The organism is Actinomycetospora sp. 2LY8.5, from assembly GCF_057180585.1.
The window spans coordinates 1-23,298 of sequence record NZ_JBXUHE010000069.1 but is presented as its reverse complement, the minus strand read 5'-3'; the positions used below and the strand labels follow the sequence as shown (position 1 = coordinate 23,298).

The 23,298-nt window shown below is 70.3% G+C and carries 20 protein-coding genes and 3 pseudogenes; 14 read left to right on the top strand and 9 right to left on the bottom strand.

What is annotated here, in order from left to right; genetic code table 11:
• Positions 1–255 precede the first annotated feature (255 nt).
• Both AC2A1K_RS34310 and AC2A1K_RS34305 read right to left on the bottom strand, forming a co-directional pair.
• A complete protein-coding gene (locus tag AC2A1K_RS34310; RefSeq protein WP_483900829.1) occupies positions 256–1,482 on the bottom strand; it encodes a helix-turn-helix domain-containing protein in 1,227 nt (408 codons plus the stop codon).
• Positions 1,475–2,287, bottom strand: a complete 813-nt coding sequence (locus tag AC2A1K_RS34305) for a hypothetical protein (RefSeq protein WP_483900828.1) — start codon at positions 2,285–2,287, stop codon at positions 1,475–1,477. Before AC2A1K_RS34305 ends, AC2A1K_RS34310 begins: the two co-directional genes overlap by 8 nt.
• Before the next feature lie 765 nt (positions 2,288–3,052).
• Here AC2A1K_RS34305 and AC2A1K_RS34300 point away from each other — a divergent pair.
• The 4 genes and pseudogenes from AC2A1K_RS34300 to AC2A1K_RS34285 all read left to right on the top strand — a co-directional run bounded on the left by AC2A1K_RS34300 (position 3,053) and on the right by AC2A1K_RS34285 (position 6,683).
• On the top strand, positions 3,053–3,295 hold the full coding sequence (locus tag AC2A1K_RS34300; RefSeq protein ID WP_483900832.1) for a hypothetical protein: 243 nt from the start codon (positions 3,053–3,055) through the stop codon (positions 3,293–3,295).
• A pseudogene (locus AC2A1K_RS34295) lies at positions 3,279–4,641 on the top strand (IS256 family transposase). Before AC2A1K_RS34300 ends, AC2A1K_RS34295 begins: the two are co-directional and overlap by 17 nt.
• A gap of 225 nt (positions 4,642–4,866) precedes the next feature.
• On the top strand, positions 4,867–6,339 hold the full coding sequence (locus tag AC2A1K_RS34290; RefSeq protein ID WP_483900827.1) for a hypothetical protein: 1,473 nt from the start codon (positions 4,867–4,869) through the stop codon (positions 6,337–6,339).
• A gap of 146 nt (positions 6,340–6,485) precedes the next feature.
• On the top strand, positions 6,486–6,683 hold the full coding sequence (locus AC2A1K_RS34285) for a hypothetical protein (protein ID WP_483900826.1): 198 nt from the start codon (positions 6,486–6,488) through the stop codon (positions 6,681–6,683).
• Between the two features lie 10 nt (positions 6,684–6,693).
• On the opposite strand, the gene AC2A1K_RS34280 is transcribed toward AC2A1K_RS34285, so the two are convergent.
• A complete protein-coding gene (locus tag AC2A1K_RS34280; protein ID WP_483900825.1) occupies positions 6,694–7,050 on the bottom strand; it encodes a helix-turn-helix domain-containing protein in 357 nt (118 codons plus the stop codon).
• 206 nt (positions 7,051–7,256) lie between these two features.
• Positions 7,257–8,162, bottom strand: a complete 906-nt coding sequence (locus AC2A1K_RS34275; RefSeq protein WP_483900824.1) for a transposase — start codon at positions 8,160–8,162, stop codon at positions 7,257–7,259.
• Between the two features lie 426 nt (positions 8,163–8,588).
• On the opposite strand from AC2A1K_RS34275, the pseudogene AC2A1K_RS34270 reads away from it, so the two are divergent.
• Positions 8,589–8,696 (top strand): annotated as a pseudogene (locus AC2A1K_RS34270) (IS5-like element ISMra2 family transposase); the annotation flags it as partial.
• A gap of 101 nt (positions 8,697–8,797) precedes the next feature.
• Here AC2A1K_RS34270 and AC2A1K_RS34265 read toward each other — a convergent pair.
• Positions 8,798–9,412: a sigma-70 family RNA polymerase sigma factor gene (locus AC2A1K_RS34265; protein ID WP_483900823.1), complete on the bottom strand. Its 615-nt coding sequence runs from the start codon at positions 9,410–9,412 to the stop codon at positions 8,798–8,800.
• Between the two features lie 665 nt (positions 9,413–10,077).
• Between AC2A1K_RS34265 and AC2A1K_RS34260 the strand changes: the two genes are divergently transcribed.
• The 3 genes from AC2A1K_RS34260 to AC2A1K_RS34250 are packed head-to-tail and all read left to right on the top strand — an operon-like array spanning position 10,078 to position 12,297.
• On the top strand, positions 10,078–10,572 hold the full coding sequence (locus tag AC2A1K_RS34260) for an XRE family transcriptional regulator (RefSeq protein WP_483900822.1): 495 nt from the start codon (positions 10,078–10,080) through the stop codon (positions 10,570–10,572).
• A gap of 18 nt (positions 10,573–10,590) precedes the next feature.
• Positions 10,591–11,136, top strand: coding sequence for a hypothetical protein (locus tag AC2A1K_RS34255; protein WP_483900821.1), 546 nt, complete (start codon positions 10,591–10,593; stop codon positions 11,134–11,136).
• 3 nt (positions 11,137–11,139) lie between these two features.
• Positions 11,140–12,297, top strand: a complete 1,158-nt coding sequence (locus AC2A1K_RS34250; protein ID WP_483900820.1) for an MAB_1171c family putative transporter — start codon at positions 11,140–11,142, stop codon at positions 12,295–12,297.
• On the opposite strand, the gene AC2A1K_RS34245 is transcribed toward AC2A1K_RS34250, so the two are convergent.
• On the bottom strand, positions 12,236–13,087 hold the full coding sequence (locus AC2A1K_RS34245; RefSeq protein WP_483900819.1) for an alpha/beta fold hydrolase: 852 nt from the start codon (positions 13,085–13,087) through the stop codon (positions 12,236–12,238). The genes AC2A1K_RS34250 and AC2A1K_RS34245 overlap by 62 nt on opposite strands.
• A gap of 450 nt (positions 13,088–13,537) precedes the next feature.
• On the opposite strand from AC2A1K_RS34245, the gene AC2A1K_RS34240 reads away from it, so the two are divergent.
• From AC2A1K_RS34240 to AC2A1K_RS34225, 4 genes are read left to right on the top strand one after another with little or no spacing between them, the layout of a single operon-like run.
• Positions 13,538–14,590 carry a MinD/ParA family ATP-binding protein gene (locus AC2A1K_RS34240; RefSeq protein WP_483900818.1) on the top strand — a complete coding sequence of 351 codons (1,053 nt, stop codon included), beginning with the start codon at positions 13,538–13,540 and terminating at the stop codon, positions 14,588–14,590.
• Entirely contained in the window at positions 14,587–15,840 is a 1,254-nt protein-coding gene (locus AC2A1K_RS34235) for a serine/threonine-protein kinase (protein ID WP_483900817.1), read from the top strand. Before AC2A1K_RS34240 ends, AC2A1K_RS34235 begins: the two co-directional genes overlap by 4 nt.
• Before the next feature lie 35 nt (positions 15,841–15,875).
• Positions 15,876–17,396, top strand: coding sequence for a DUF1996 domain-containing protein (locus AC2A1K_RS34230; protein WP_483900816.1), 1,521 nt, complete (start codon positions 15,876–15,878; stop codon positions 17,394–17,396).
• Between the two features lie 44 nt (positions 17,397–17,440).
• A complete protein-coding gene (locus AC2A1K_RS34225) occupies positions 17,441–17,938 on the top strand; it encodes a thermonuclease family protein (protein WP_483900815.1) in 498 nt (165 codons plus the stop codon).
• Here the strand turns inward: AC2A1K_RS34225 and AC2A1K_RS34220 are convergent.
• The gene (locus tag AC2A1K_RS34220) at positions 17,863–18,348 is read right to left on the bottom strand and encodes a lysylphosphatidylglycerol synthase domain-containing protein (protein ID WP_483900814.1); all 486 of its coding nucleotides are present in this window, start codon (positions 18,346–18,348) and stop codon (positions 17,863–17,865) included. The two genes, AC2A1K_RS34225 and AC2A1K_RS34220, sit on opposite strands and share 76 nt — an antisense overlap.
• Positions 18,240–18,752 (bottom strand): lysylphosphatidylglycerol synthase domain-containing protein, encoded by a 513-nt coding sequence (locus AC2A1K_RS34215; protein WP_483900831.1) that lies wholly within the window; start codon positions 18,750–18,752, stop codon positions 18,240–18,242. Before AC2A1K_RS34215 ends, AC2A1K_RS34220 begins: the two co-directional genes overlap by 109 nt.
• A gap of 546 nt (positions 18,753–19,298) precedes the next feature.
• Between AC2A1K_RS34215 and istA the strand changes: the two are divergent.
• Both istA and istB read left to right on the top strand, forming a co-directional pair.
• Positions 19,299–20,845 (top strand): annotated as a pseudogene (gene istA, locus AC2A1K_RS34210) (IS21 family transposase); the annotation flags it as partial.
• A gap of 105 nt (positions 20,846–20,950) precedes the next feature.
• On the top strand, positions 20,951–21,691 hold the full coding sequence (gene istB / locus AC2A1K_RS34205) for an IS21-like element helper ATPase IstB (protein ID WP_483900830.1): 741 nt from the start codon (positions 20,951–20,953) through the stop codon (positions 21,689–21,691).
• On the opposite strand, the gene AC2A1K_RS34200 is transcribed toward istB, so the two are convergent.
• Positions 21,680–22,891 carry a hypothetical protein gene (locus tag AC2A1K_RS34200; RefSeq protein ID WP_483900813.1) on the bottom strand — a complete coding sequence of 404 codons (1,212 nt, stop codon included), beginning with the start codon at positions 22,889–22,891 and terminating at the stop codon, positions 21,680–21,682. The two genes, istB and AC2A1K_RS34200, sit on opposite strands and share 12 nt — an antisense overlap.
• Between the last annotated feature and the right edge of the window lie 407 nt (positions 22,892–23,298).

Sequence of the window (23,298 nt, the reverse complement as noted above, 5' to 3'; positions counted from 1 at the left end):
GGTCGGACACGGCTTCCGGAACTTCACCAACTACCGACTGCGACTACTGCTGCACTGCGGCGTCGACTGGCAGACTCCGCCCACCACCGCGTTGAGAGCCCGCCTCCACGCTTCATGGTGAAGAGCCAGATATGGGGTACGAACCGGCACCGACGAGGTCGACCCGTCGCTGGACACGCCTTCCTCGCCTCGCATCCGCTCTCCGCACAGCAGCCGGGCTCGCACTACGGGCTTGTGCGCCGACCTGTCCGTCACTCAGCTTCCGGCGCGGCGCTCGTCGCCTCGTCCTGAAGCCGAGCGGTCCAGCTCTCCATGCAGCAACGTGAGGGCCGGACGCGAGTCGGGGGCACCAACAATCTCCCGGACCCTGCTGGGCTGCAGAGCCAACCGATCCGCAAGCTCTTTCATGGACAGACCATTCTGTTGGGCCAGGTCATATGCTCTCCGCAGCAATATTGCCTGCTCCCCCGGAAAGTCTCCAATGGAACAATGCGACAGATTGCCCGTCGATCGCAGTTGGTTCAGTCGGATGCGTCCGCGACGGTGGGACGCCTCGCTCAGCACGCCCAGCTCCTGACTCCGATAGAGCAGCGACTCCACCGAAACCCCCCATTCACTCTGAAGTCTGAGCAGCACGCCGAAGTCGAGTCGGGTCGGGAGTTGATCCGCTAGCTGGTTCCCGGGAGACAGGAACTCGGCGGCGAATGCGTTCGCCTCTCGCTCGTGCTGGATGTCACCTGGTAACGCGTCTGTGTGCATGACCAAATGTCCGAGTTCGTGAGCCGCGTTGAATCGGTGCCGATAGACGTCGTCCTTGTCCCGCGTCAGCACCAGGACAGGTCGCGGTGTGCGAGAGGTCGAGAAGGCATCGATGCGACCGCTTCCCTCGAGGTCAAGCACCGCCACGATGATCCCCTTCGATTCGAGGGTCCGGACGACGTGCGCGATGGGCTTCTCTTCCAATCCCCAATGCACGCGGAGATCGCGAGCAGCGGCGACCGGGTCGACGGCTCCGAGACAAGGGATTCCGTTCGAGGGCGTGTCACCGTTTTGCTTGACATCCCAACCAGGAAGATCCAACATCGGCATCCGGACAAAGTCTGACAACGCGAATGCCACTTCCCATGTCTGTTCGACGAACGTGAGGGCCTGCTCGCGCTCATAACGACGAGTCGCCCGAAGACTTCGAAAATGCGCCATGGAAGCGTCTAGCGCTATGCGCGGCCGTCCGCCCGCGAAGAATCCGACGGGCACCTCGAGCTTCTCCGCCAGAGCGGCCAGCTGCTCGACCCTGGGCTTGATCGTGCCGGATTCGTACTGGCCAACCGCAGCGGGCGAGATCCCTAGCTTGTCTGCCAGGGCACGTTTGGTCAGCCCCAGGGCATTCCTCGCCTGGGTCAGGCGAGCGCAGTCGAGGATGGCATGGACCTGCTTCGCCGTTAGCGATCCCGGTGCGTCGACCGGACCCGAGGCCCTACGCATCGGGACGACCGTCCTGCGCCTCGTCCGGCCGGTCCTCGACCTCCCCGGGAGCAACGTCGGGTCCGATCCCGCTCGCGATGTCGAGCTCGGGCTCGGGCGCGTCCGCAAAGGTTGGCGCCGACGAGCCGTCAGGAACCAGGCGAAGGCCGCTGCCACCGTGGGCGATCGGGAGTTCCTCGACCCACGCCCAGAACAGACGCCCGGTCTCCGTCATCACGGCCTCACCGACGTGAGCACGCAGCAGTCCCGCGTGACGGTTGCTCGCGTAGGCAACCACGACCATCCTTGGCAACTCTCGGCTTGCCTCGTCGACGTACTCCTCGACCGCGAGATCCAGCTCCTCGGACTCGACGTCCTCGACGTGCTCGCTTTCTGCCGTCGCGTCGACGACCTCGTCGAAGTCCAGCTCGAGCTGGACGTACGGGCTGAGTCGGCCGAGCTTCGCGAACAGGTCCTTCCGCAGGCGCGACGGCCTGATCGTCGCCGACTCGACGTCCGTGTGCGCGTCATTCGCGTAGCAGACCGGGTAGCAGACAGCCTTCCCGAGGATCCACATCCGACTGTTGCGTGGGTTGAGCTGGCGAGCGCCTTCGACCGTCTCGAGCGTCGACCCGACCTCGGCGAGACAGAAGCGCCACCGGTTAGTGCCGTAGGTGAAGCCGTCGCTGTGCGGACTGAAGCTGTAGGCGTCGTTGGCCTGCATGTTCCCACGCCGGAGCGCGCCGACCAGCTTCTCGCGGACCTCGTCAGCCGCAGGACCGACGAGCTCGTCGAAGGTCGGTGTCGGGGAGTCCGGTGCCGCCATGCCTGCACTCCTCAGCGTCGTCGAGCCCGTGTCTGGTGACTGGCGCACTTCACGCCGCTCCGGTTCGGACCAGTATGCACTTCAGCTCTACACTCAAGATGCGCACCCACCTCCCCGCGTCTCGCGGAGCCGGGCGGCGTCCCAAGCCCGGTTCTCCTCCGCCCGCTCCTCGCCCTGGCGCGCGACCAGGGTGCAGAGTCACCTTCGTTGCGCACGAGAGCGACCGCGAGGTCCCGGTCGCTGACCCGGATCGTGCGCGCAGTCAGGTCGGCCTGCACCCCCGTTGAGTCGGACCCAGATCCCGAGCACGTGCTTGACCCCGTCGGGGCGCTCCAACGGGGGTCCGGTGGCTGCTGGCCCTGAACCTCGCGGTGCCACCGTCGGGAGGCAGGCGACCGGCCCCTAAGGTTCACGGCCGACAGGGTGCGGCGCTGCCATCCGGACGGGCTGCGTGCGTAGGCCGAGGACGTGCGAGACGGACTACGGCTGACGAACCGGACCGTGCGCAATTGCGGGTTGGGGCCTGCGCCATCCTCGGGAAGGTCTGGACCGCTCCTGCCGGCAGCACGGTCGCCCAGCTGGTCGGCCAGACCATCCTCGCCGCGTTGGCCTGACGCGGACAGAGAGTCTCGAGCGGCCCGCCCGGACCGGGGCCGACCAGCGAGAGCCGACCTGACCGTAGACAAACGAGTGGGGAGCGGCCCGAAGGGCGGCTCCCCATCTCAAGACATCGCGCGTTAGCGCTGTGTCTAAAGTAGCACAGCCATGACCAACGTCCAGCACTCCAGGGAGCTTCTCTCCGCTGGCCCCTACGCCTCGCCCGTCGCGAACCGGCTGCTGGACTTCTTCAAGGACACCGCACCGTGGCCGCGCCGCTTGTGGGACATCAGCAGCGTACTGGCCCTGGAGGAAACGATCGAGGAGAGGCCGGCCCTGTCAGATGGCCTGTGTACAAGATCGTCTCTGACGAGGACGGAGTACACAGATGACCATGGTCGGCGGGCGTGAGAGCGACGAGGTCGATCCGGCGCGGGCCGCGGTCAACGACATGCTCGAGGCGGGGCTGCTGGACTCGGTGATGGAGCAGGCCGCGGCCGGGGAGCTGACGTTGACCGGCGAGGGCGGGTTCCTGCCCGAGCTGGTGCGCTCGGTGCTCGAGCGCGGGCTGGCCACCGAGCTGACCGAGCACCTGGGCTACGAGAAGGGCGACCCGGCCGGGCGCGGCTCGCCGAACTCCCGCAACGGGACCACTCCGAAGACCCTCGCGACCGAGGTCGGCCCGGTGGGGTTGGCGGTTCCGCGGGACCGCGGCGGATCGTTCGAGCCCCGCCTGATCCCGAAGGGTCAGCGCCGCGCCGGCGGCCTCGACGACATGATCATCTCGCTGTATGCGGGCGGGATGACCGTGCGTGACATCAGCGCCCACCTCGAGCGCACCGTGGGCACCGAGCTCTCCCACGAGACGATCTCCAAGATCACCGATTCGGTGCTCGAGGAGGTCAAGGCCTGGCAGGCCCGCCCGCTCGAGGAGATCTATCCGATCATCTACCTCGACGCGCTGGTGGTGAAGGTCCGCGACGGCCACCAGGTCCGCAACCGCTCGGCCTATATCGCCGTCGGGGTGGATCTCGACGGGGTCAAGCACGTGCTCGGGATCTGGGTCCAGGCCGGCGAAGGCGCGAAGTTCTGGGCCCCGGAGATTGAAAGGGGTGTGCGCCGAGCTGCGCAACCGCGGGGTGCGCGACGTGCTGATCGTGTGCTGCGACGGCTTGCGTGGCTTCCCGGAGGCGGTCGAGGCGACCTGGCCGCAGACCACCGTCCAGACCTGCACGGTGCACCTGATCCGCGCGGCGATGCGGTTCGTGTCCTACACCGACCGCAAGCGCGTGGCCGCCGCGCTGCGCCCGGTCTACACCGCGCCCACCGTCGAGGCCGCCGAGACCGAGCTCGCCGCGTTCGCCGACTCCGAGCTCGGGCGGCGCTACCCGGCCACGGTGGCGACCTGGCAGGCCGCGTGGGAACGGTTCATCCCGTTCCTGGAGTTCCCACCCGAGCTCCGGAAGATCATCTACACCACGAACGCGATCGAGTCGCTGAACTTCCAGCTCCGCAAGATCATCAAGAATCGTGGGCACTTCCCCAACGACGACGCCGTGATCAAGCTGCTCTGGTTGACCATCCGCGACATCGAGGACAAGCGGGCCCGCGCCCGAGCCAAGGAAGCCGGCCTGCCCTCCGAGCAGCGACGAGCCCCCGGCAAGCTCGTCGAGGGCAGCACCGTGCTCGGCTGGAAACAAGCCCTCGGCGCCCTCGCACTGGCCTATCCCGACCGCATCGACCCCTACCTAGGCTGACGCGTAGATCAACTTACACAGGCAACTTGACAGGCTCTCGAGGCCGGCGGCTGGGTCGAGGAGCGGGTCCTATCGGGCCCAGCGCTGGGGTGGTACCTGCACGCCCTCGAGCGCCAGCTCGGCCGCGACCACGGCCTCGGCCACTCCCGGCTCCGCAGCGAACTGACCACCCTGCTGCGCTCCGGGGTCACCGCGCACAGCCGAGAACGCCGCCGCCTGATCCAGATGCTGCCCATGATCACGTCGGGCTATCTGCAGCGCTGGAGCGCGCACCTCGACACCCCGAACGCGCCCTCGCCCGAGCGTCTCGCCCGCGCCGTCGCCACCCACCTCCTCGACCGCGGCCACAGCAGCCCCGAGCTCCATGCCCGCATGAACCGCCTCGCGCACAACGACGACGCGACCCTGGCCGACCTGCTGACCGAGGCACAGCAGCTGGCCGATCAACCGGACCGGGACTTCGAGGTCCTGGTCCCCTTCGTCTCGGTCCCCGACCGCGAGAAGCTCGCTCAGCACCTCCCGGAATGGCGCTCCCCCACCGACATCTCAGCCTGGTGGCGAGCGCAGAGCAGCGAGCCGATGCCCCGCCACAACGGAGCGTTCGCCTACCAGGTCCGATCCAAGGACGTGGCCGCCGCCGTCCGGATCGCCGCCGCCAAGATCGACCGCATTCAGGCTCGGCGCTCCTACGCACGCCGAGGCAGCCGGCGCGCCCTCGAACCCCTCGGGCAAGCCTGGATCGCCGGGCACGCCCCGTTCTATCTCGAGCGCCCGGGACGAGGCGCGACCGTGCTCGCGCTCGAACGCGAAGCCACCATGTACCTCGCCGACGCCAACGAGCGTCTCGACGAGGCCCTCGAACTTGCCGCCCCAGTCAACGGCGGCCCGACCAGCTCCGCGGTAACCGGCGCCTGGGCCGCGATCGAGTCGCTGCTCAGCCACCCCGGCGACCCCGCAGACCGAGAAGAAGGCAAGGTCGTCGCCGCGAACCGGCTCGCCGCCATCGTCGCCTGCTCCTGGCCGCGAGCCGAACTCACCGCGCTGTCCCACCAGCACACCCGCAGCGACCCCGACCCCCTCGCCGACCAGCTCGCAGCATGCGACGACAACCGCGCCCGCAGCGCCCTCGTCGCCGATACCCTGATGGCGGGCCGCACGCTCACGCTGCGCAGCGGTGGCGACCAGGCCGCGCAGCAACGGATGAGCAAGCTACTCGGCGATCCCTGCCGCGAGCTCAACGACGTGCGCGACATGATCACCAACACGTTCCGACGTCTCTACCGACAGCGCAACATCGTCGTGCACGGCGGCAGCACCACCGCCGCAGCACTTGCACGGAACCATCCGAACGGCAGCGCCCCTGCTCGGCGCCGGCCTCGACCGGCTGTTACACGCCCAGCTCACCACCCGCGTCGCCCCCCTCGACCTCGCCGCCCGAGCAGAGAACTCCCTCGCCCTGGTCGCAGACCCCCACGGCCCGACCGTCACCGGACTGCTCGAACCCATCAACTGACACAACCCAGACGTTTCGGAACTCATGACCCGTCGTGCGGATCGTCCGTGGGGGTAGCGGCGTCGGCCACGGCGGCAGCGATGAGCCTGCTGTTGAGCCATCACCAGACCGTCCACGTCCTTGACCAGGCTGGCGCGCGGGCGAGCGAAGATGGCCGAGCGCGCAGCAAGGACCCGAACCGGTAGGCCCGGCGTTCCGATTGGTGGAGCTGTCGGCGCGGGGCTCGGGCGACGCCATCTGGCGGCTACTGTCACGAGCGTGAGGTCGCCGGAAACACCGCGGCAAACGACACGAGGCCCAGCAGCGCCTCGACGCGATGCGCTCGCGGGTCGTGGACCAGTGGGTGCCGTTGATCGGCGCGCCGATCCTGCCCGCCGTGGGCAGCAGCCTCGCCGCCAACGACGCACAGGGCTGGGCGACCTCGCCGCCCAGCCACATCGCGTGGACCGGCATCGTGGCCGCGATCGACGCGCACGAGCATTTCCTGACCTCGTTCACCGTGATGTGTTCGGTCTCAGGAGATGGTTGACGGATCGTCGTCAGGACGTCGTTGACGTGGAGCGGCGCGACCAGGACTTGAAGCGGGTCAGGGGCCTGGAGGGGTCGCGGGCATGGGCGAGGTCAGCGTCGTAGTCACGGTCGTGGGCGAGGCGGTTGCGGCGCAGCTCGCGGCTGACCGCCGACGCGTCGCGCCCGATCCGTCGGGCGATCTCGCGGACTCCGAGTTTCTTGCCCCGCAGCGTGGCGATCCGGCGGCGCTCCAACACCGAGAGGTACCGGTTCGACCGCGCCGTGTCGGCGAGCTCAAGCGGCGCCAGCCCGCCGCGCTCGGCGCGCCACCGATATCCGGTCTTGCGGGTGATCCCGACCGCCCGACACGCCTCGACCGTGCCCACCCCGGCTGCCAGTAGCTCCCAGTACCGCGCTTCCACATCCAGCTGGCGCTTCGACCCTCGCCGCCCCATCGACACCCCAGTTGATCTATCAGGAGTGTTGCGACAAGCCCTTGAACCCACGCGTCTCCCCAGGGGGACGCTCCTATGACGCGTCAAAGGGCTGTGATGGGTGCGGATTCGAGCTGCCGGTAGAGCTGGCGGGTGACCTAGCGGCCCAGGCAACGTCGGATCTCGCGATCAGTCTTGCCCTCGGCGCGGCGTCTCTCGGCGTAGGCGCGGGTGGCGGGGTCGAGCCGGAGTCTCGTGATCACGACGGTGTAGATCGCGCGGTTGAGCTGGCGGTCGCCGGAGCGGTTGAGTCGGTAGCGGATCGTGTTGCCGGACGAGGCAGGGATCGGAGCGGTCCCGGCGAGCATTGCGAAGGCGGCGTCGTCGCGGCAGCGCCCGGCGTGTGACCAGGCCGCGAGCACGGTCGCGGCGACGATCGGCCCGACCCCGGTCAGCGCGAGCAGGTCCGGGCGCCAGCCCGAGACGATCTTCTTGATGGCCTTCTCGTGCTCGGCGGCCTCGTCCTCGAGAACGCCGACACGCCGGGCGATGGCCTTGAGCGTGGTCATCGCCGTGTGGACGTGCACCTCGCCTGTGTAGTGCGCGGGCCGCAGCTTGAGCGCGGTGACGATGATGCCCCGGGTGGACAAGCCGCGGAACCGAGCCCGAACCTGCTCGGGGGCGGTGACGACCAGCGCGTGCAGCTGGCTCTGCCCGTCGGCAGCGGCATCGACCGCGGCTCGACGGGCGGTGAGCAGCACCTGCAGGGCAGCACGCTCGGACCCGGCTCGCGGTTGCGCCAGCTGGGTACGGGCCAGGGCGTCTCGGGCAGCGCGCACGGCATCGATCGGGTCGGACTTCGCGCCCGCCCGACGGGCCGGACGTGTCGGTCGGTCGAGCTCGACGACCAGCTCATCGCGCTCGGCGAGGTGAGCGGCCAGGCCCGCGCCGTAGCCCCCAGAGCCCTCCATCGCCCACGCTCGAAGCGGTCCGTGCGCCTCGGCGAGCCCAGTCAGCGCCCGGTAGCCGGAAGGGTCGGCCGGCACGGTGGTCTCGGCCAGCACCGCCCCTGTGGCCGCCGCGACGACCGCCGCAGTGTGGGTGTGCTTGTGTCGACGCCGATGACGACCTCGACCTGCTCTGCGAGCATGGACAACCGCGTGCTCCTCTGATCCGGGGATGGACGTGGCTCCGGACCGGGTCGGGAGTTCGGCAGGACTGTGAGGGGACACGCCAGCGGCTACTGGCGGTCAAGCTCCTGATCAAGCCAGCTGCTCCCGGCCGGGCCGGCGTCGAGGACAGCAGGCGGACAAGTCCCCACGAAAGGCACTCAGGCCAGTCCAAGATTCGGGTCACGCCCGCCGTCTCGCCGCCAGCCCACCACGCCCGCTCGGGACCGGCACCAGCAGTCTCACAGTCCAGGTTCAGCCGCCGTTGACACTCGGCCCGGAGTGGACTCGCGCCAAGGCTCTCGTGGTGGGCGACCACCTGCGTTCGACCAGGCGATCTACGCCGGGCGCAACGTCGTCGAACGCTGCTTCAACCGCCTCAAGCAGTTCCGCAACCTCGCCACCCGCTACGCCAAACGCTCCGCTTAGTACTGAGCCGAGATCAGCATCGTCGCCATCCCCCTATGGCTCCGAGAAGACCCACGGGACAGGCCCTAGTCCCTGCCGTATTGCTCATCGAGAGCAGGCGATCATTCTGGAGGTCGCGGCCTTGGTACGCGCCCGCGAGAAGAGGTCTGCCGATTGCCTGACCTCACGAGGCCGTCGTCCCTCAGTGCTTCGACCAGACGAGCTTTGCCCCGCGCTCGGCGGCTCTTGACAGTTCCCTCAGGGATACGTAGATCGCGAGCGACCTCGGCGTAGGTGAATCCGAGCAGGTCGATGCGTACGAAGCATTCGCGCTGATCGAGCGGTAGTGCGGCGATGATCTCTTGGAGCACGCGCGCGGCGGATGAGCTTTGGGGGCTATCCGGGACAACCAACGCCTCGCGACTCGGGTGGTCCTCAGTCGGCACTGGAACAGGGAGGCGCGCCTGGGAGACCTTAAGATCGAGGGCGACTCGGGACACGATGCGATGGAGCCAGGCGGCGATTGGTCCCTCATCGCGCCACGTGTGTGCGGAGCGGAACGCGCGAATGACCGCCATCTGCACGGCGTCCATCGCATCTTCACGGTTGTTGAGGACGGCTCGAGCCGCCATCCACATCCGAGACTGGTGTCGACGAATCAACGCAGCGAAGGCAGTGGTGTCTCCTGCGAGGTGGGCCCGAAGGAGCTGGCCATCAAGGACATTGTCATCTGTCATAGGTCCCTCCCCCGTCGAGCGATGGCCGTGGGCCGAACGACTCCGACGCCCCTCCCCTCCCCCGGCGAGCTTCGAGAGCGTCCGGATCGCCGGCAAGGTGCGCTTCGTGTCGAATGCGACCTGTGGATCGCCACGGCGCCCCTTCAACGCCTGGTAGAAAGAAGCCCGTTCTCATCGTCAATTCCTTGTTGCGGGTTCCACGGGGTGTCTCGCCGCCCGCGACGTCGGGGAAACTCGACGACTGGGACGCTCGGACGACTGCTTGCTCGGTCGGCGTCCGCCGCGTCTTCGCGATCACCCAGCATCGGCCCATGCGGTCGCCCAATCCAGGCCTGGTGGCGGCGGACGAGCCCTGCGAAAGCGGTGGGGTCGCCGGCGAGATCTGCTTGCGGTAGCTCCCTGTCTGGTTCGGTGCTCTCGTCGACCACGGATCGATCCCCCTCGCGCGAAGGTCAGCGTACGACCCAAGATCAGATGTCCGGTAGCACACCCGAAGACGCTGAATGTCTGCTCTTGTCGACCGGCTTGACACGGAGCGTGCGCGCGGCCACCACGGTTTGTCAACACTGGTGTGGATCGTGCTGATCCTGGGGACCCATGTCAGTGGGACAGCTGTTACGTTCACGCGCAGCAGCTCTTGACGCTCACGCCGACGAGGAGGGCGGGTGCCGGACTTGGGCACGGGCGATAGCACACCGAACCGACCGACTCTTGCGGACAAGATCAACCAGGCGTTCGCGACGTTGCACCCGGCAGACCGCGGTCCGTACAGCAACCGCGAGGTCGTCGACTGGCTGCGCGAGCACGGGGGCAGCGCGGAGTCGACGATCTCGCTCAACTACCTCGTGATGCTGCGCTCCGGGGAGCGAAGTAACCCCACGGTGCGTCACCTACAGGCGCTGGCGGCCTTCTTCGACATCAACCCGGCGTACTTCATCGAGGATGGACAGCGCTCGGACGCTGTGCACTCGGACCTACAACTGCTGGCGGCCATGCGCGACAGCGAGGTCCGTGCCATCGCTGCGCGGGCTCTCGAGCTGAACCCAAGGATGCGGACCTGGCTCCACGAGACCATCGCGGGTCTGCCGGACGCCGAGAACCGCACCCGCGAGACACCTCGCAACACGAGCAAGTTCGTGGCACCGCCTGACGAGGAATGAGGAGGGGGGAGGTCGCCGATGGCGTGGCGATGGGTCCGTTGGCGTAGCGACCTTGAGGTCCGCCGTGTGGTTCGTAGCTTGATGAGAGAGCTTGGTGTGGGCTATCCGCTTGACGTGGTCGACCTGTGCGAGCGGCTCGGCGCGAAGAGGGGCCGACCAATACGGCTCATTCCTCACCCGCTACCCGTGCCGGGACCGGGCGGACTCTGGCTTGCAACCACCCACGCCGATGTCATCTTGTTCCAGGCCGAGGCCACGGCAGGTCACCAGGAACACATCATTTTGCACGAGATCGGCCACGTCATCAGCGATCATCCTGGTGACGAAGGCGATGACGCGATTCTCGCCGAGCTCATGCCCGATCTGCCGCCGGAAGCGGTCAAACGCGCACTCCGCCGCACCGGCTACGACGAGCGCCACGAGCGTGAAGCCGAGCTCGTCGCGACCGTCATCAAGGAGTGGGCCACGCTGCTCAACCACCTCGAGCCCAACCCCAGTCCAGGTGGCACTGACACCGCCAGTCGGCTGCGCTCGGCCCTCGGCGATCGGCAAGGGTGGTTATGAGCTGTGCTCTACCTCATCGTCGCCATCGCCGCGACACTGACCGCGGTCTGGAAAACGACGCAGCTGATCCGCGCGCCTGGTGATCGCGGTCTGCAGATAGCAACGACGTGCACCGTGCTCGTCGCCATCGCACTGCTCGCTCAGTATTTCACTCTGACGCTTCCGAGCGCCTCACCGGCGGCTGAGGCGCTCGGGAAGCTCGTACAGCAGATCCTGCTCTCTTTCTTCTTCTGCGCGCTCATCCTCTTGCTGCAATCGGCGCTCAAGCCCGAAGTGCCGGCTCGTCGGGGGTGGCTCGAATTATCCCTCGCGGTCTCGGCCGACATTCTTGTCGCGCTGGCCTACCTTGCCGCGCCCGCAGGGGCGTCGTGGGTCTACGCCCCGGGCCCGATGCCTGTCGCGGTACTGACTTTCTACTTCGTCGGAAACCTGTATCTGCTCTATGCGTGTCTCCGCGGAGCATGGTTGGCCTGGACCGCCAACTCACGAGTGCCTCGGGCGGTCAGCGTCAGCCTGCGGATCGCCGCGTGCGGGCTCGTGATCAACGCCGTGCTGGTACACGCGGTACGGCTGGTCTCGTCGGGAAGCAGGATCGTCGGGGATCGCAGCCTGGTCCCGGAGGCCCTCGACATCAGGTCACAAGCGGCGCTGACGGTCGGCATCGTGGTGTTCTCCCTGGGGATCGCCTACCCGGGACTTCGAACGACGGCCATCAAAGCGCGACTGTGGGGTCGGGAAAGGCGTCGATATCGAGCCCTCTACGGATTGTGGGCGGCCCTGGTCAAGGCGTTCCCCGCCATCGCGCTGGACGGGCCGATCGGACCGCACCGGGACCGCTTGGTCTTGCGCCGCCTGCGGCTGAGGTACTACCGACGGCTGATCGAGTGCCGAGATGGGCTGATGCATCTCAGTCCGTATCTCGTCGAGCCCCCCGACGTCGACGGCCCGTACAGGATCGACTTGCAGGCCTCCATGGTGAACGAGGCATTGCGGCGGCGATATCGAGGGGATCGACCCACTGGGGGCGTCGTCGCCATCGCTGCTCCTACTGGTGCCGACCCCGAAGACGATGCGCGGCAGCTAGTGCGATTGGCCCGCTTCAGCGATGCGAGTCGGGTGAAGCTGGCGCAGGCCCAAGCAAGTGAGAGATCAAGAACGTAGCGAGACTGCGCGGAAAATCGGCGACCGGGTTGTGCCCGGACTGAATAGTTGTGACTGGTAGGCCCAGGCGCGCGCCGAGCGCTGTACTGCACAGCGCTTCGAAGCGCCCCACGGAGTAGGCGCCCTGCGTCAAGGTCAGTCGCTCAGCTGCAGCGTGAAGCGCCGCCTCGTCCGGCTTGTAGCGTCTGACCGCCTCGAAGTCGCTCCGAAAGAAGTTCTGAAGGGTAAGGACAGGATCGTCCATCTGCGGGTGTTCCGGCGCGTCGGGCTCCCGGACGTCGCCGCTGCCGACGATCTCTGCGAACCCGCCGACCGCACCGACCGGATCGTCCACCGCCAGCTTCCCGACCGCGTCCAGCTTCGCCGATCGCGTCGGATCAGGCACGAGGCTCTCCGCTGGAGGCTCGTGCAGCACCGCCTGGCGAACCGACGCGGGATGGCGCCCGATGAGCTCGAAGCCGACCAGCGCGCCGATGCTCGCTCCGAAGACGAACACAGGATCGTCGGTGATCGAAGCGACCAGCGCTGCGGCGTCGTCGGCGTGCGCCGCGAGCTGATCAGCGGCGGCGGCCGCGTGCGCGGTCCTGGCGCTTCGCGACACGCCCCGGCGATCGAACCTGATCGTCGTGAAGTGATTGGCGAGGTGAGCCGCGAGTGGAGCGGCCACAGCGGAGTGATCCATGCCGGCGGCGAGGATCAGCAGCGGCGGTCCCTCTCCGGACGTCTCGTAGGCCAAGTCTGCGCCGTCGTAGTGGAGCACCTGCGTAGTCGCGTCCTGATCACGTGCCACGAGGGCATTCTCCCGCGGGATCGGAGGGGCCCGACAACCGGCGCACCCGTGACATGCCCCCGGCGCCCCATCCGGTGTGGACCCGGGCGGTCCCTCGGCCGCCCAGGTTCGTCCAGATCGAGGCCGTCCGTGGGGACCGGTTGAACGGTTCCGCCGGTCTGTAGTGGTCGAGGAGCCCTTGAGCGCCGCTGGGCGCCCGAAGGCTCGCCGGCCAGCAGAAGGGACCCGACGATGACGACGGCAAGGCGCGAGCACGGCCCAGACGCAGGGACACGTTGCGGTCAGAGCCCGGGCTGGGATCCCCGCCCGGTGTCGATGCTTGGCAACGTCGACGCAGCGGCGGCCACCCAGCAGGTGCGACCCGCCCACGCTGACGGGTCTGAGGCGCCACCCCGTGACGAGTCCCGGGCAACGGCGAGCCCTTCCGGCCAGGTCGCGCAGCTGCGTCCGGTGCCATCCGAGCGCGAGACCGAGTGGCGCCCGGGGAGGGAGAACGAGGAGCTGTCCTCGGCGCGGTTGCTGCGACCGGTGGCGCCGGTGCCGCGCTCGGGATGGCGCGCGGCGCTGTTCACGCTCAGCGGTGGGTTGCTCAACCCCGGCGAGTCGCAGCGCGATCTCGCGCGCCGGGAGCTGCGGGAGCGGGCCAGCCAGCGGCTGGCGGGCTGCTACCGGTTGGCCGTGGTGTCGGTGAAGGGCGGGGTGGGCAAGACCAGCACCACCACTCTGCTGGGCTCGACGTTCGCGTCGGTGCGCGCGGACCGGGTCGTGGCGTTGGACGCGAACCCGGATCGGGGAAACCTGGCCCGCAAGGTGCCGGCGGAGACCTCCGCGACGGTGCGTCACCTGCTGGCCGACGCCGGGTACATCCGCACGGCGGCCGATGTGCGGGCCTACACCTCGCAGTCCCCGTCGCGCCTGGAGGTCGTGGCCAGCGGGAGTGACCCGGCGGCCTCGGAGGCGTTCGGCGCGGAGGACTACCGCGCCGCGAGCGAGCTGCTCGCTCAGCACTACAACCTGCTGCTGACCGACTGCGGCACCGGCATCCTGGCGGAGGCTTTGCAGGCTGCTGTGCGCAGCGCGGACAGCTTGCTGATCGTCACCTCGGCATCGATCGATGGTGCGGAGTCGGCGCAGGCGACCGTGGAGTGGCTCGAGGCGCACGGACTGGCCGATCTCGTCGCCCGCTCGGTCACGGTGATCAACGGGGCTCGGCCGGGGCGGATGAGCGTGGACCTCGACACCGTAGAGCGCTACTTCGCCGCGCACACCCGAGAGGTGGTGCGCCTGCCGTGGGACCCGCACGTCGACCAGGGCGGGGAGATTCATCTCGAGCAGCTCTCGCGGAACATGCGCGACAGCCTGCTCACGCTGGCCGCCACCGTGGCCGACGACTTCCCTCGCCGAGCCCTGCCGCAAACCGCCGGCGCCGGCGGTGTCACCGGGCTGGCGGAACGCGGCGGGGGCTTGCACGCCGGCGGACCTGAGCCGGCGGAGACCTCGTGAGCTCGGCCGAGCCGGTGGGCGCGGACCGCGCCGGCGACGTCGGGGACGATCTCGATCCGGACGCCGAGCTCGGTCCCGAGCTCGGTGCCGAGGACGAGGTCCTGACCGGCCGGAGGTTGGGCCGGTATCGGGTCGGTCCGGTGGTGCACAGCGGGCCGATGAGCACGCTCTACCGCGCCGACGATGTGCGCCTGGATCGGCCGGTCGCGTTGAAGGTGATTAGTCCGCTACTGGCTGCCGAGGAGGAGTTCCGGGCCAGGTTCGTCGACGAGGCCCGGTCGTTGTCGGCGGTGGATCACCCGCATGTGGTGCCGCTCTACGACCATGACGAGGACCCGGACGGACATCTGTGGCTGGCGATGCGCTGGGTCGATGGCGCGACCCTGGCTCAGGCGGGGGCCGGGGCACCGATGTCGTTGGCGCGCTGCCTGGCGCTGTTCGACCAGGTCGCCTCGGCGCTGGAGGCCGTGCACGCTTGCGGGCTGGTCCATCTCGACGTGAAACCGGCCAACATCCTGATCACGACCGAGTCGGCGCGGTCCGGGCGGTCCGAGCACGTCTACCTGGCTGACTTCGGGTTGACCCGCCGCGGGCGCGGCGGCGGGCGGACCTCCGCCGGGGAGTTCGTCGGGTCGCCGGCGTTCGCGTCCCCGGAGCACTTGCGCGGTGAGCCGATCAGCCCGGCCACCGACCTCTACGGGCTGGCGTGCTCGCTACACACCGCCCTGACCGGCCGGCCGCCGTATCTGGGGTCGATCAACGAGGTCATCTCCGCGCACCTGGCCGGGCAGCTGCGCCCGGCCAGCCGGGTCCGCAGCGAGGTGGTGCGCCCGCTCGAGGCCGCGTTCGAACGGGGCCTCGCGCTCGGTCCGGCGGTGGACGGGGAGCTGGCCCGTGCCTTGGCCCCGGACCCCGCGGCTCGGCACGCCAGCGCCGGGGACCTGATGGCCGCGGTCCGGGCCGGAATGCAGCTCGATGCCCGCGGCCCACGATCGGTTCCCGTGGCGTCGGCGGACGTGGCGCCGGGCCCGCGGTCGGTGGTGTCGCGTCCGGCGCTTCCCCCGTCGGCGTCGGTGCACGGTGGAGCGCCGTTGCGTCGGGTGCGTCCGCCGGCGGCTCCGCTGACCGAGGACATGTTCACCACCAGCCGGTCACGGCCGCCGGCGTCTCCGCGGGACCTACGGGTGGTGTTCGCCGCGGCCGCGGTGCTCGCGGTGGTGGTCCTGGTGCTGGCCATGGCCCTGGCCTGAGCACCAGGGATCCCGGACGGTGGCGGACGTGAGCGGTGGGCACGACTGACGGGTTCGGCGGCATGGCGCGACGGCCGACCGCGACGGAGTGGGAGCGTCGGCCGCTGCGCGCGCGGCTCGGCGAGCTCGGCGCGCGCGGCGGCTGGTCGCGGCGACGGCTACTGCGGGCGCTGAAGATCGCCCTGCTCTACGAGCTAGTGATCGCGATGGTGGTGGTACTGATGACCACCGGCGCGGGCGGCTTCGGCGTCCCGCAGATCGTGCTGGCCCCGCTCGCCGCCGACCAACAGGACAACGACGGCCAAGATGAGGGCCAAGGCAACGGCAACGGCAACGGCGGCGGCCGGCAGGACGACGGCGACGGCGACGGGAACGGGAACGGGAACGACGACCAGAGCGGGGACGACCAGGACCAGCAACAGGACAGCGCCGATCAAGACGGTGAGCAGGACGGCGGGAACGACGCCGGCACAGGCGACGACGGCGGCGACGACGGCGAGTTCGAGGGCCGCGACGAGATCGGCCGGGCCTCGCAGGACGAGTACGTCCCGATCAACCAGGTCCAGTCCAACAGCGGCCTGGGCGAGGGCGGGGACTTCTCCGGCGGCAGCTACAGCATCGAGTGCTCGCTGGCCGACCACAAGAACCCGGACAACCCGATCATCGCGCCCGGGGTGCGCAACGGCGCCCAGCACGTCCACGACTACGCCGGTAACGAGTCCACCAACGCCAACTCCGACTCGGAGAGCCTCGGACAGGCCACCACGACCTGCACGAATGGTGACCAGTCCCCGTTCTTCTGGCCGGTGCTGCGCAACCTCAACGGAGTGGGACCCGACGTCGGGCAGGACGGCGGCAGCCTCGACGGCAACGTCGGTTCCTACATCAACCCGTCCACGATCGACATCACCTTCCACGGGCACGGCAGCCGCGAGATCGAGCCCATGCCCCGCAACCTGATCATGTCGGTGGGCGCGGCGAAGGCGGCTACCGCCGACGGCGAGGGCTCCAACGCGAAGTACTCGTGCTCGGGGTTCGAGGACCGAGTCACCAACGAGTACCCGATCTGCCCGCAGGGGTCGAACATGCAACGGATCTACGACTTCCCGTCCTGCTGGGACGGGGAGAACCTCGACTCCGAGGACCACACGACCCACCTGGTGTTCCCGGACAAGTCCGGGGAGTGCGCCGAGGACGAGGTACCGGTGCCCGCGCTGCGGCTGACCGTGGGCTACGACGACATGCCCCCCGGGCGATCGTTCGCGATCGACAGCTTCCCCGAGCAGCAGCACGACCCGATCACCGACCACGCCCTGACCGAGTTCATCACCAGCCAGCGCCGCGCCGAGGCGGGCGCGGCGTGCATCAACGCCGGCCGCCGATGCCAGCAGGGCACCGAGAGCGCCGCACGCGGGTCCACGCTGGCCGAGGACCAGCAACCGCTCCCGCTGAACTTCGACCGCGCCTTCTCCACCCACGCCAACGCCCACGGCCTGGGCAACGCGCCCCGGCACCCCGCCCAGCCCTCGGTCCACCACCCGCCCGGACACGGGTAGCCGTGCGTTGCGGGACGGTTCGCCGCCGGTTCGCGGCGCTGCTCGTGGCGCTGGGTGCGGTGCCGGCAACGGCGGGATGCCAGACCTCGATGCCTGAATGGCTCGCCCCGACCGCGACATCGTCCCCGGCCTCATCACCGGCCTCGTCGCGACCGGGGTCGGGGGCGCCGGATGTGGGGGGCCAGCAGCTGGTGGCGGTGGCGCGGGTCGTCGACGGCGACACGTTGCGGCTCGGCGACGGGCAGCGGGTGCGGCTGCTGGGTATCGACGCGTGCGAAGCGTCCAGCCCGCAGGGCGCGGCGGCAACCGCAGCCGCTGAAGGCTTCCTGGACGGCCATGCGGTGGAGCTCGGCGTGGAACCGGGCGTGGACCGGGACCGACACGGGCGCCTGCTGCGCTACGTCTCGGTGCCAGGGCGCGGCGACCTGGGCGAGTTCCTGGTCGCCTTCCCTCATACCGGGGTCTATCAGGGACGCAACGACGCCTCGCCGGCGTACCGGGCGAGGCTCGAAGCCCGCGACGACGGCCGGGACTGCGGCTGACCAGCCGGCGGAGCCACTCGACTCGCGCGACGAGCGGCGCGGGCCTCCAGGACCAGCACGACGGCGCCGGGCAGGCATCCGACCAAGCTAAGCACGCCGTAGAGCACCGCGACAGCCAGCCCGGTGGGCGCGCCGAGCCCTGCGGCGGCGAACGCGGCCGCGGTCGCGACCTCGCGGGGTCCCCAGCCGCCGACATTGATCGGCACCGCCATGGCCACCAGCCCGACGGCGCACAGCGGCAGCAGCTGGGACAGCGGGGCCGGCGCCCCGACAACCACGGCGGCCAGCACGAACGTGCCCATCAGGGAAGCGAAGCCGAGCAGGGAGCAGACGAGCACGACCGCGGCGGGGCGCGGGCGCAGCAGACCGCCGCGTAGCTCGGCGCCGAGCGCGGCGATCTGTCCGCGCACTGGCCGAAGCCAGGCCACCACCCGCGCCCGACCACCCGCGCGGCGCGCTGCGAGTTCTCGCACGCGTCATGGGTCCGCTGGTGGGCGCCCAGAGCGCGGTCGACGTCGCCGAGAAAGCCCCCGGGTAGGACGCTGTTGAGCAGCGTGGCCCGGTAGATCCCGGCCCACGCCACGCCCGCGGGGAGCTCGACTCCGACCGCCCGGGCGACTGCCCGCCAGCGCAGGGCCGACGTCGCGGTCGCCAGCGCCCCGAGCCCGAGCGCGATGAGCACGGTCGGAGCGGTGAGCCCGGCCAGGGCGTCGAGAATCGGTCCGGTGCCCACTCGGCCTGCCAAGGCAGCCAGCCCCACGACGGCGAGCACGCCGCGCAGCCGCGTCCACCGCCGCGGCGGTGGCGCCGGCACCGAGCCCCGGGAAGGAACCGGGGCGGCGTTGTCTGACTCGGTCGGTGACCGGTTCGCCGTTGCGCCTCGGGCGGAGCCGTCTCGGTGGACTCGGCGCCGTTGGCGCCGGGGAGGCGGGACAGCCGCCCCCAGACAACGGGTGGCCCGTCGCGGTGCCCCGGTCGAGCTGCCGGTCGCGACCTCGCTTGCGGGTCGAGCCGCGGGCCAGGCTGCTGGGCCGATGGAGGGAGTCGCGTAGGCAGGTGCGCTGGCGACGACGTAGGCATGGGCACCGGACCCGAGATCGGGGCTCTGGGGCCTGGCGGGTGGGGAATGGGCCCGCTGGCCGGCCCACACCGGGACCGGTCGTGTCTCGTACTTCCTGACAGCGGCCACGACATCCTCCCCAGTGGCGGCCATCTGATCTCCCCATTGGCGGCCACGAAGTCTCCCCGGGCGCGGCCACGGTTTCTCCCCGGCTGATGCCGTGTCGCCGCCGGGTGGCGGCGGTGTTCTCGGGCTTGCTGGGCCTCGACGTGATCGTCGAGCGCTGCAGGGAGCCCGGGGTTGAAGACCAACGAGGAGATCATGGAGATCTTGGAGGCGTACGACCTCACCGGCGGCCTGCGGGCCGCCGCGGCCCTGGCCGGGTGTGACCACAAGACCGTTGCCCACTACGTGGCGCTGCGCGAGGCCGGCCACGTCCCGGGCGGACGCCCACAACGGACGACCAGCCACGACGAGCTGCTACCGAAGATCGAGGAGTGGGTGGACCGTTCCCGCGGCGCCATCCGCGCCGACGTCGTCCACGAGAAGCTCGCCGCGATGGGCTTCGCCGGCTCGGAGCGCACCACCCGCCGCGCGGTCGCCGAGGCGAAGAAGGCCTGGCGGGCCGGCAATCGGCGGGTGTTCCGCCCGTGGACACCCGAGCCGGGCCTATGGCTGCAGTTCGACTGGGGCACCGGCCCGCGGGTCGGGCCGGCGGGCGAGCAGCGCGAGACGCTGCTGTTCTGCGCGTGGCTGGCCTGGTCACGGTTCCGGGTGGTGCTACCGGTCTGGGACCGCACCCTGCCCTCGCTGCTGGCGTGTCTGGACACCACCCTGCGTCAGCTCGGAGGCGCCCCGACCTACGCGCTGACCGACAACGAGAAGACCGTCACCGTCGAACACATCGCCCGGGTCCCGGTGCGCCACCCCGACGTCGTGGTCGCCGCCCGGCACTACGGCATGACCATCCGCACCTGCATGCCCGCCGATCCGCAGTCCAAGGGCGGCGCCGAGGCCACGGTGCGCATCGCCAAGGCCGACCTGGTGCCCACCGAGGCCAACCTGCGCGAGGCCTACGGCGAGTTCGCCGCCCTCGAGGCCGCCTGCGCGGCGTTCTGCGAGCAGGTCAACCAGCGGCCGCACCGGGCGACCGGGCGGGCGCCGGGCGAGATGCTCGCCGAGGAAGCCACCCGGCTGCACCCGCTGCCCGCGACCGCGGTGACCACGGCGTTCGGTGAGACCCGCCGGGTCGGGTGGGACGCCACCATCTCGGTCGGTGGGGTGCGCTACTCGGTGCCGCACCATTGGTGGATCAGCGGGCGTGGACCCGGTTCGCCGGCGACGAGCTCGTCGTCACCGTCGTCGACCCCGGGCACGGGCCCCGCGAGGTCGCCCGCCACCAGCGCGGACGCCGCGGCTGCCCCCAGATCCGCGACGAGCACTACCCCGACGCCCACCCCTCGCGCCGCACGGTGCCCGGCGACCGGGCCCCGCGGGCGGCCAGCGCCGCCGAGGAGGCGTTCCTGGCCATCGGGCCCGGCGCCGCGGAGTGGCTGCGCGAGGCCGCCGCAGCCGGGACCGCGCGGATGCGCACCAAAATGGCCGAGGCGGTGTCGCTGGCCAAGCTGCACAGCCTCGCCGCGGTCGACCAGGCCCTCGGCGCCGCCGCGCTGGCCGGGCGCTTCGGCGACGAGGACCTGCCGATGATCCTGGCCCACCAACGCCACCAACGCCACCAACGCCACCAACCACCCGCGACACCCGCGGCTCGGGCCTCGGAGAACCACAGCCTGCAGGCCGGCACCCGGGCCTGGGCCACCTTCGGTGTCCCACCCTCCGGCGCCACGTCCGGCGTCGCACCGTCAGCGCCGCAGCGACATCCACGACGTCCCCAACGTCGTCCCGCATCGTCGTCGGGCTCGTCAACTCCGTCGGGGCAGGCGTTGGAGGAGATGCTGCGCCTGGCCCGCCGGTTGCGGATGCCCTACCTGCGCGCGCACGCCCCCGAGGTGTTGGCCACCGCCCGCGCGCAGCGCTGGGACCCCGCCGAGGCGCTGCGGGTGCTGCTGGCCGAGGAGATCGCCGGCCGCGACGAGGCCACCATCCGCAACCGGCGCACCAAGGCCGGCTTCCCCGCCGGGAAGACCTTCGCGGTCTGGAACGAGACCGCCAGCTCCATCCCCCAGGCCACCCAGCAGGCCCTGCGCACCCTGGAATGGGTCGACCGCCACGAGAACCTCTGTGTCTGCGGGCCCTCGGGCACCGGCAAGAGCCACTTCTGCGAAGCCCTCGGCCAGGCCGCGATCGACTCCGGACGCAGCGTGGCCTGGTTCGCCATCGACGAGCTCGGCGCGCTGGTCCGCCGCCACCGCGCCGACGACTCGATCACCAAGGCCATCGCGCGTCTCACCCGCGTCGACCTGGTCATCGACGACGACATCGGCATGCTGCCCGTCGGCGCCGACGCCGCCGAAGGCTTCTACCGCCTCGTCGACGCCGCCTACGAACACCGCTCCCTGGCCGTCTCGAGTAACCTGCACCCCTCCGGGTTCGACGAGCTCATGCCCAAGACCCTGGCCACCGCCACCGTCGACCGGCTGCTGCATCACGCCCACATCTGCCTGACCGACGGCGACTCCTTCCGGCTCACCCAAGCCACCGCTGGCAAGGGGGTGAAGCCCCTACCGAGCTGACCCACCGGGGAGAACCGGTGGCCGCCCCCGGGGAGCAACCACGTCCGTCACCGGGGAGAACTCATGGCCGCCGCTGGGGAAGAACCAGTGGCCGTTGACACTTCCGACCTGCTCGGAGGGTGGAAGCGCGCGGACAGGCAAGGGGATCGGTGTGGACCGAGGTGCGGCTGGGGGTAGGGCAGCGCGGATCGGGGCGACGAGCTCGGTGAGCTCGGTGAGCTCGGCGCGTCCGGTGCGGGGTTCGATGGTCGGCGGCAGCAGGTGGGTCATCTCGCCGGGCCGCGCGGCCAGGCTCGGGGATGCGCTGCCCACTGCGGCCGACCACCCGCCGGCGGGCAGCCCTCGAGCGCGGCGAGCGCGCCCGAGGTCGGTGGCGTGGTCGGGTGCCCGGTCGGGTGCGCGGCCGGGTGCGCGGCCGGCTGTGTCTTCGAGCCAGTCGAGCGCGGCGTCGAGTCCGGGGATCGGGGGGCGCGGCCAGGGCCAGAGGCGGTCGAGGCGGTCGGCGCGGGCGGCGCCGATACCCAGGACGAGACCGAAGATGAGATGCCCGAGCAGCGAGAGCGCCAGGGTGCGCGCGGTGAGCGGGAACATCAGCTCGCCGGCGCGCGGTGCGAGTCCGACGGTGGCGATGAGTCCGGCCCACACGGGGGCGACGGCGAACGCGATCGCGGCGCCGATGGTGATTCCGCGGCCGCGGTCGGAGAGGCGTAGCGCGGCCGCGAGCACGTAGAACCAGATCCCGATGCCGGCGCCGTCGCCGGCGTAGCGCCAGATGTAGCCGACCAGGACCTCCGCGGTGCCCGGCTGCGCGACGAGTCCGGTGACCGGGTAGTCAGTGTTGAGGATCCAGGCGCCGATGCTGGGGATGAAGTCGCCCCACCAGCCCAGCAGGTAGACGGTGTCGATGCGGATGACGTCGTAGACCGCGGTGGCGAGCGCGCCGACGATCGCGGCGCGCAGCAGCATCCGGTCCTGCTCGAGGGGGCGCCAGAGCGAGGCGACCACGATGACAACCAGCAGCGGGATCACGACCAGCCCGGCGGTCAGGTGCATCGGAACGAGGTCGAACACGTGCGCGGAGATCGCCAGCAGGGGCAGCGCGGCGAGCAGCAGGTGCCCGGCAAGTCTGCGCGCCAGCGCCCCGTGCGCCGGCGCGAGGCCGACCGCACCGGCCGCCCGGGGCGAGGGTCTGGCCCACACCGCGGCCCCTGGCCGGGCCCCGGATGATCTGTGTGGCTCGGGGCGGTCCCAGGCGTGCACCGGCAGCATCGGACGGTCGTTCCCACGAGCGTTCCCACGAGCGGACAGGGTCATCGTCGTGGCCTCCGGAATCGGGGGTCGTCGCCGCGCGCAGTGCCGGCTGGGTGGGTCGGGCCCGACCGAGCGCATCGGACCCTCGGGAACTCAGACCGACCCGCGCCCGCGATCGGTCCCGGCGCAGGGCCCACGATCTGACGCCCACGAGCTCGCTGCCGGGTACTAGCCCCGGTTATTCATGAGGACGCGGGACCGATCTTCAGCGTCGGTGGTTGATCTTGTTTTGGAGTGTTCCGGTGATGGGCGTGGGTGATCGGCCGGCCTGCCGTTCGCCGGCTGCTCCAGGTCTC